General features: G+C 60.2%; 6 protein-coding genes and 2 pseudogenes. 6 read left to right on the top strand and 2 right to left on the bottom strand.

The genetic code is table 11. From position 1 onward, the window contains the following. The 6 genes and pseudogenes from KRR38_RS35660 to KRR38_RS35640 all read left to right on the top strand — a co-directional run. Nucleotides 1-202 (top strand): annotated as a pseudogene (locus KRR38_RS35660) (hypothetical protein); the annotation flags it as partial. Nucleotides 203-246: 44 nt separating this feature from the next. Beyond that, nucleotides 247-966, top strand: a complete 720-nt coding sequence (locus KRR38_RS36920; RefSeq protein WP_254515968.1) for a hypothetical protein — start codon at nt 247-249, stop codon at nt 964-966. After that, nucleotides 903-1,512, top strand: a pseudogene (locus tag KRR38_RS38200) (TrbI/VirB10 family protein). The gene KRR38_RS36920 and the pseudogene KRR38_RS38200 overlap by 64 nt, the downstream one beginning before the upstream one ends. Beyond that, nucleotides 1,509-2,501 (top strand): P-type DNA transfer ATPase VirB11, encoded by a 993-nt coding sequence (virB11, locus tag KRR38_RS35650; RefSeq protein ID WP_011627746.1) that lies wholly within the window; start codon nt 1,509-1,511, stop codon nt 2,499-2,501. Before KRR38_RS38200 ends, virB11 begins: the two are co-directional and overlap by 4 nt. Then, nucleotides 2,479-4,395: a type IV secretory system conjugative DNA transfer family protein gene (locus KRR38_RS35645; RefSeq protein WP_020819805.1), complete on the top strand. Its 1,917-nt coding sequence runs from the start codon at nt 2,479-2,481 to the stop codon at nt 4,393-4,395. Before virB11 ends, KRR38_RS35645 begins: the two co-directional genes overlap by 23 nt. Beyond that, nucleotides 4,385-5,629: an LPD7 domain-containing protein gene (locus KRR38_RS35640; protein WP_254515965.1), complete on the top strand. Its 1,245-nt coding sequence runs from the start codon at nt 4,385-4,387 to the stop codon at nt 5,627-5,629. The genes KRR38_RS35645 and KRR38_RS35640 overlap by 11 nt, the downstream gene beginning before the upstream one ends. A gap of 723 nt (nt 5,630-6,352) precedes the next feature. On the opposite strand, the gene KRR38_RS35635 is transcribed toward KRR38_RS35640, so the two are convergent. Together KRR38_RS35635 and mobC are read right to left on the bottom strand one after the other, a co-directional pair. After that, nucleotides 6,353-7,396, bottom strand: coding sequence for a relaxase/mobilization nuclease domain-containing protein (locus tag KRR38_RS35635; protein ID WP_054590666.1), 1,044 nt, complete (start codon nt 7,394-7,396; stop codon nt 6,353-6,355). Beyond that, the gene (gene mobC, locus KRR38_RS35630; protein WP_254515964.1) at nt 7,383-7,844 is read right to left on the bottom strand and encodes a plasmid mobilization relaxosome protein MobC; all 462 of its coding nucleotides are present in this window, start codon (nt 7,842-7,844) and stop codon (nt 7,383-7,385) included. Before mobC ends, KRR38_RS35635 begins: the two co-directional genes overlap by 14 nt. Nucleotides 7,845-8,123: the final 279 nt, after the last annotated feature.

Here is an 8,123-nt window from a genome sequence, read left to right as displayed (position 1 = left end):
GCGCTTTCCCAACCAGCGTGAGTTGCCGGCGTTCTTCATCGTCAATCCTGATGGATCGGAAGCCATCGCCTCCTTCGATGTGCGCGATGGAATATGTGGTGCTGCACGGGGTTTACAGAACAATCCGGCTGCGCCGGGGCCTCGAAGTGCTCTGCATCCACAATCAGAAAACCGACTATTACGGGCGCGATCCCAAAACTGACACGGCCTCTGGCCTGGTCAAGCGAACCACGGGGGTTCAATAAAATGGCTGCGAACGATCATGACAACGCGCCGCATGGCGACAACATCATTTCGCAGGGCGAGACGGTCGAAAACCGGCCCCTTGCATCAGAGCCGGTGCCCGATCCGGAAGACATTGAGCGGCAAAGCGAACGTCAGGCCAAGATTGCCGCCCTTCCGAACAGGTCGATCGACCCCAAAAAGGCGGTCGTTCTCGCGGCGGTGGCCTGCGGCGCGATTGTGCTCGGTTTTAGCACCATCGACGCAATGCGGAGCGATCCAACCGAAAAAGCCGAGAAAGCGGAAAAGCCGGATGAAAGGCAGCTCGCCAACTACGATCCGAAGTCAATCATAGCCCCAACGCTTGCCGATGCGCCGAATGATCCGAACGCGCCGGTGCCCATGACGGAAGTGCCGGCGCTTGATGGAAGCCAAGCGCCCCGCACAGCCGGTGCAAGCGGTCGCCCCCAAAAGTCTGAGGGCAAGTCATCGCAGAGGCGCAGCGCCGCGCCGGAATTATGGCCTATGGTGGCGAAAACGGCGGTGGGGTCGGCGGAGCGGTGGCAGCTGCCACCGGCCTGCCCATGGGCGGCGGCACAGGAGGACAGGGCGCGCAGTTGCTTGGCGCGTCGGCCGATGGCGATGGACAGGGCGGATCGCGCCGGACCAATCTCGAAAACATGCGCCAGACCTCGCAAATTGATCGGGTGTCAGGCCGCGACATTGGCAACCGCGATATGCTGATCCTCGCAGGGTCGTTCATTCCGTGCGTGCTGCAAACGGCGATGGATTCCAGTCAGCCCGGATATGTCAGCTGCATCATTCCCCGCGACATTTATTCGGACAACGGCCGCGTCGTTCTGCTGGAAAAGGGAACGCGCGTCCTGGGCGAATATCAAACCGGCGTCCAGCGCGGCAAATATCGTCTCTTTGCGGTATGGAACCGCGCGGTCACGCCTCGCGGCGTGGCGATCGACGTAGGCTCGCCCGCCAGCGATGCGCTTGGCCGTTCAGGCATGGCAGGCGGCGTGAAGAACTTTTTGGGAACGCTTTGGGGCGGCGTTGCTGTTCAGCTCGCTTAACGATGCCGCCTCGATCGCCGCCTCGGAAGTCTCCGACGCGGATAATGTCACTCGGGTTCCCAGCCAAGCGTCGGACACGATCTTGCGGGACACGATGCAGATTCAGCCGGTGCTTCGCATCAATCAGGGCGCGGAAGTGGGGATCATGGTCGCGCGCGACTTCGATTTCTCCAACATCTACGGCCTTCGGCTTCGGCGCGGCCAATGAGCAATACGGCTGTCCTCGAAAACGCCTTGCTGCCGTTGCGCCCTCTGCTCGCGCGTGAGGACGTAACGGAGCTGGTGATTAACAAGGCTGGCGAGGCGGCAATTGAAACGCGCGATGGGTGGTCCTGGGAGACATTGCCCGACCTGAATGAAAAGTCGCTGCTCGCGCTCGCGCGGGCAGCGGCGGCTTTCACGCATCAGGACATAAGCCAGTCCACGCCGATCTGCTCCACAATCCTCCCCAGCGGCGAGCGTGTGCAGCTGGTTGTGCCGCCTGCTGTCCCTGCCGGCACAGTGTCCATCACCATCCGCAAGCCGTCATCGGTGACGTTGACGATGGAGGATTTCGAGCGCGGTGGGCTGTTTAGCGAGACGAAGATCGCAACCCGGCAAGTCTCGCCGCTCGATGTTGAATTGCGCGATCTGCTCGACGCAGGGAAGCACGTCGAATTTTTCCAGAAGGCGGTCCAGGGCCGCAAGAATATCCTGATTTCCGGCGCTACCGGCTCGGGAAAGACGACGCTCTCTAAAGGGCTGATCCAGCTCATTCCGCCGCATGAGCGGCTGCTGACGATCGAAGACACGCGCGAATTGGTCGTTCCGCATCGCAACGTGGTCCACATGCTCTACGCGAAGGACAAGCAGGGCACCGCGAAAATCTCTGCAAAGGATCTTCTGGAATCGGCCCTGCGTATGCGGCCTGACCGGATACTGTTGCAGGAGCTGCGCGACGGCACCGCGTTCTTCTATCTCCGCAACGTCAACTCAGGCCACCCCGGCTCGATCACGACGATCCATGCGGACTCGGCCGAACTCGCGTTCGAACAGCTGACATTGCTGGTCAAGGAAAGCGAGGGCGGCGCCGATCTGGCCCGTGACGACATTCGCAGCCTGCTCAAGCTGCTGGTTGATGTGGTCGTGCAGACCAAGAAGGTCGAAGGCCGCTTTCGCGTGACGGAGATATATTTTGATCCAGAAAACAGGCTCTAACAGGCTCGCACTGGCCCTTGTCCTCCTTCCGATCACGCTCCTGCTGATCGGCCTGCTGACCGGCACGGTGGCGTGGTTCTTCCTCAAGATGCCCGCCGCGGCCTACGATCCGCTCACCCTTCCCGGCTTCTTCTGGTATTATCGGCATGATCCTGTCGTGACCGAAGCGCTTTGGCGAGGCGCGGTCATCGGCGTGCCGCTGCCGGTGTTGCTCATGGCGATCGTCTTGCGGCCGAAAAAGAACCTTCACGGCGAGGCGCGTTTCGCGCGCGAAGGTGAAATCCGCAAGGCGGGCCTTCGCGCGAAAAAGGGCATTGTGCTCGGCCGCGTCCGCAATGGCTTTTTCCGCAACGGCTTTCTCATGGTGGGCAAGATGGAGCATGTATTGCTCGAAGCCCCGACCGGATCGGGCAAGGGCGTCGGCATCGTCATTCCCAATCTGTTGCAATGGCCGGATTCGGTTGTCGTGCTCGATATTAAGCGTGAGAACTACGAAATCACGGCGGGTTTCCGCCGCAAGGGCGGCCAAAAGGTTGTGCTGTTCAACCCTACGGACAGGGAAGGCCGCACGGCCCGCTACAACCCGCTCAGCTATATCAACAGGTCCGACCCGATTGAGGTCCTGGTCGAATTGCAGAAGATCGCCACGATGCTCTTCGTGCCCCCGGAGAAGGGCGAGGCATTCTGGACGGAATCAGCCCGCACGGCCTTTGTCGGCATAGCATCGTGGATCGCGGCCAAGCCTGAACGTCCCTTCTCGTTTGGCGAGATCTACCGGACCATCACGATGCCGGGGATGAAGGCATTCTTCGCCAAGGAAGCCGGCGATGGTGCGCTATCGGAAGGGTGCCGCGCTGCGTTGAGCGATTTTACGTCCAGCGCAGACAACACATTCACCGGCATTATCCAGACCGTCACCTCCAAGCTCAATCTCTGGATCAATCCGATTGTCGATCGCGCGACGGCCGAAAGCGACTTTTCCCTGACGGACCTTCGCCGCATCCCGACCTCGATCTATCTCGGTGTCTCGCCGGATGAACTCGATAGGGTCGCGCCGCTCTACAATCTGTTTTTCCAACAGCTGATCGACCTCAACACGCGGCAACTGCCCGACGATGGTGAAAAGCTATCCGTGCTGCTCATTCTGGACGAATTTGCGCGGCTCGGCCGCGCCCAGGTCATTGCCAATGCGTTCTCCTATGTGCGCGGCTATGGGCTGCGTCTGCTCCCCGTCATCCAGTCCCGCTCCCAGCTGCGGAATGTCTATGGTGAGCATGGCGCGGACGAAATCGTATCAAACTGCGGGGTCGAAATTGCTTTCACGCCGAAGGAGCTGCGGGTCGCAAAGGAACTGTCCGAACGCCTCGGCTATCTTGGTCAGGATGCGGAAAGCCGGTCCCTGACGATACATGGATTGCTCGCCAATCGAAGCAAGACGATCTCCGAACAGCGCCGCGCGCTGATGCTCCCGCAAGAGCTGATGCAGCTGCCCGAAGACGATATACTCGTCATCCGGGGCGGCATCCCCGTCATTCGCGGGAAGAAAATCCGCTACTTCAAGGATGCCGTGTTCCGCTCGCGCTTGACGCCTGCGCCGGAAGTGCCGGCGCTGCCCAAGCCGGTCGCGCCGATCGCGGCCGTCGATGATCTGAGCGATGAAGAGCTGGCGGCTTTCAATGATTATTCCGCACTGGCCGATGACCAGGTGCAGGACATTCCCGAAGACGTTCTCGCCCTCGATCGCGATATGCCGAACCTGACAGTGAAGGACGGCAGCATGGCTTTCGATGAAATCAACTTCGACGACATTATTGGTCCCGACCCGACGAAAGAGGAGTGGGAAGGTCAGCGCCGGGATCTAGTTCTGAGTGAAGGAGAAGAATATGGCCGATAATGACAACAGCGAACGCCAAGCAAAGACGCCGCGCTCCTACGAAATTCTTGGCCCTGGGAACAGCAAGGAAACCTTTGCGAGATTCCCCGATGCCATGAAGGCATTTGCCAAGCTGGAAAACCAATATGACCACGCGCTGACGATGCAGAAAGGCGGAAAAACCGCTTATCTGGCGTCCACGGATTGGCGCAATGATGGGTCCACGCCGGTTGCGCAATATCTGACGCCGGCTGTCGAAGAGTATAATAAGGCGCTGAAACGCGGAGCGCCTGCCGACGAATTGCGCGGACACGAAAGCAGAGTGCGGGCCGACCTTAATGCGTGGCCCCGGCAAGCGAAGCGCGAAGCGGCTCCGACCGCATCGGCCGATAAATCGCTCAATATCCATGAGGGTGAGCGAGCCAGGGCGGAGAGCAAAGACGGTGCTGCGCCCGCGAAAGCTGAGGTTCCATCGAAGGCAGCGCCAAAGGATGACAAGCAAGTTGACGACACACGCTTGGCTCTGCCCACGCAGCTCGAACGCAAATATCTGCGCGTTGGGAATGATCTTTTCCGTAGCGGCCGCGATGACAAGCCCGATATGTCGATCAAGGGCCAAGACGGCATTCGCATCAACAAGGACTATGCCATTGGCGATGCTATCGCGATCGCGAAGCACAATGGCTGGCAGTCGATCCGTGTTCATGGAAGCGACGAATTCAAGAAGGCGGTCTATCTGGAAGCGGCGCGATCGGGGGTCGAAGTGAAAGGGTTCAAGCCGTCTGAACAGCTTAAACTTGAGGGAGAAAGGCTGGCGGCGCGAGATAAGGCCCGCGAAGCACAAGACCCGGCAAAGAGAGCGAGCATGGCAAAGCAAGACCCCTCAGAATCTCGTGCTGCGGCCGAACAGTTCCGGCGCAATTCGCATCGGGATAATGCGGCCAACCCGCAATTCAAGGCCGCGCAATCGCACGTCCTGGCGGCAGCGATCGAAGCGAAAACCCGGTTCACCCAAAAGGAAGACAGGGATCGCTTCATAGAGCGGGCCAAGGAAACTGTCGCCAAGCGTATTGAGGTTGGCGCGCCGGTCCCTGCTGCCCGTTTCGAGCAACAGCGCCAGAACGAGGCTACCCGCATAGCGCGCGAGGGATTTGACGCTGCGCCAGCAGGAAAGGAAGCCGTCACGCTCGCGCTAAGTGCATGGCACATGCTTTTTGGAAACAGGAAACCGCACGATGAACATTCCCCGGCCTGATCCGGTGCCATCGAGAGGCGTGTCCGATCTCGATCGTCACATTGGAAACCTTGCTTCGCGTGATTCATTCCAGAAACCTCGCTTGGTCTGATCTAAGCGAAGTGGGTAAACAGGTAGAACGCCCTCTGACGGACGTTGAGCAATTGCTTACAAATGTGGGCGACGACGCCCATGAAATCACCCTTGCTACCGAGACGATCATAACAGCCCCTCAAGCTGCAACGTGATGCGCTCGCGATCCAAAGCTCTCGCCGTAGAGCACGCTTCGGCTCGATGCTCCTGCTCATGATCCCCGTGTTCTTCGTAGGTTTGATGATTGGCGCATCATACGGGATAGATGAAGGTCGGGCGCGGGAGCGTGAAGCCTTAAAGTATCCGATGATACCCCAGCTGTCCGTAGATCGTGGCAGGCTCAAAACTGACGGAAGGTAGAGCGGTGGCAGCTGCCACCGCTTGCGATCTCTTGATGGGCTATGGCCTCATGAGGCACGATGAAGAAATCTGACAGGGCAAAGAAACAAACCGCCAAGGTAATCGAGGGCGGCTGCACGCGCCCATGAAGCTCTCGATTATTTCAACGGCAACGTCACAAATCCGTTCGATGAGTTAACATGGCCCAGTATTGCCGAAGGTTATCTTCTAGTCGCGCAGAAGGCGGTATCAGACGCCTTGGTCGCTTTGGAACGCGCAAACAGCGTTGGCTGGACCAAGCACGGCCAGTAACTATCGTCCTGGCCCTTCCCGCGAACGATCGCGGTTCCTAGATCGTTCGCTCTGCCGCTTCCGCTCCATCGCGGCTACCGATCGCTCATGAATTGTAGGCGTTCGCCCTGCCCCCACAAATTGCCGCACCTGGTCGGCAAGCTGGCGGTCAGCTGGATCGCTGCTTGCCTCAAGGCGCTTGGCGGCGGCTAGATAGCGGTGTTGCGTCTCATTCCATGCCTGCCGCCCGCGCACCACGAAATCCGGAGCGGTGGACCGCCCCGCCAGCTGGTCTCGCGCGGCCGCAGTGATCTTCTGATTGGCAAACGGTGCAGGTGCGGTGCCGGCCATGTAGCGCTGCCGCATCCGATTCAGGGCCATGCTTTGACCAGCTCGGCCGACACCGCGCGCTGCGCGAGGCGTTGCCTCGGCAGTAACCCCCCTCGCCCGCAATTCCTCGGCAAAGCGCTCCCGGTAATGATGCAGCGTTTGAGGTCGCGGGTTGAAGCGTTTCCCCGTGTCACCGCGCGCTGCAACCGTCACATGCACGTGAGGCCGTGGTGTGTCCGTATGCAGCGCCAGGACGTAATCCCACTCATGCCCGATCTCGCTCCGCGCGACTTCGCGCACCGCTGAAAGAACCTTGTCGGGGTCTGTGCCTGCCGGCATCGAAAAAACCATGCTCACGGCGGCTACGGTAGAATTGTCACGCCAATAGACAGGATCGCCCCAATCGCGCGCCAGCGCCGCCCGATCTTCCTTGTCAGTCAGAATGTCGCCATCGCGCGTTTCAAGCGGCACATCGCCTTTTCGGCCGATATAGTCGAAATGCGCAGCCGCGTGGTTCTTGCCCTTCGGCCTGCCCGTAACCTTGACCATGACCTCCGGAGCACGGCTGACAATGCGAGCAAGCCGCGCCCGGGTGCTCCCGCCCTGGCCTGCTCGCCTCGAACTAAGCGAGCGCAGCAACATGTCGGCGCCGCGCCTGTTCGGGTCGCTGGTCAGCTTTGGTTTGAACAGCGCGGCGAGCTGGCCCGCCTCAAAGCTGCTGTCAAAGTCGCTCACCGGGCACCTCCCAATAGACAAGATCGGCCTTCGTGGCTGCACCGATACCTTCGACGGCCGCGCCGATCGCCGCGCGCAGGTCGTTGACCTTATGCAGCTCGCCGGCGATCTCCGCTGCATTGTCCGCCAGCGCCATCTTGTTCGCCGCTCGGGCGATCTGATTCACGTTGCGGCCAATGCGCTGTAACGCCTGACGGCAATTCAACAGCTCTTCGCGCAACTCGCGATCGACAGGCGCGGCAATGCCGATGTGTCGCCGCACAAGAGCCATCGCCCAGGTCGCCGGGGTCATGCGGCGCTCCTTTGCGCGATGGCGGATCACGGCCAGTTCGGTTTCGGTGGGCCGAAGATAAAGGCGGTGCTCGCCAGCGGCCTCGCGGTCGGCAACAGGCGCGGCCTCGATGGCCGCCCCGGACTGCCTGAGCACCGCGTCAACCAGCTGACGCATGAAGGGGCCGCGCCCTCCCTCGTCTGCGCGAGCGCGTCGATCTTTGCGAGCTTGGCCGCCTCGATCTTGAAGCCCAGCGTCTTTTCCATGTGGGGTAGGTATCTCCCAACCGTGAAGCGCGATCCGATAGGATTGAGCGTATCGGTTAACATTAGCCGCCGCAAGGCTTATCCTGCCATACAGTAGATACCTACCCCACAAACAAAAAGCGGTGGCAACTGCCACCGCTTCAAAATTCCACGCCGCCTCAATGCTGAGTGAACGTGGACGGTAAAAGCT

The organism is Novosphingobium sp. G106 (assembly GCF_019075875.1).
Taxonomy (GTDB): domain Bacteria; phylum Pseudomonadota; class Alphaproteobacteria; order Sphingomonadales; family Sphingomonadaceae; genus Novosphingobium.
This window is presented reverse-complemented; position numbering and strand designations above follow the sequence as displayed.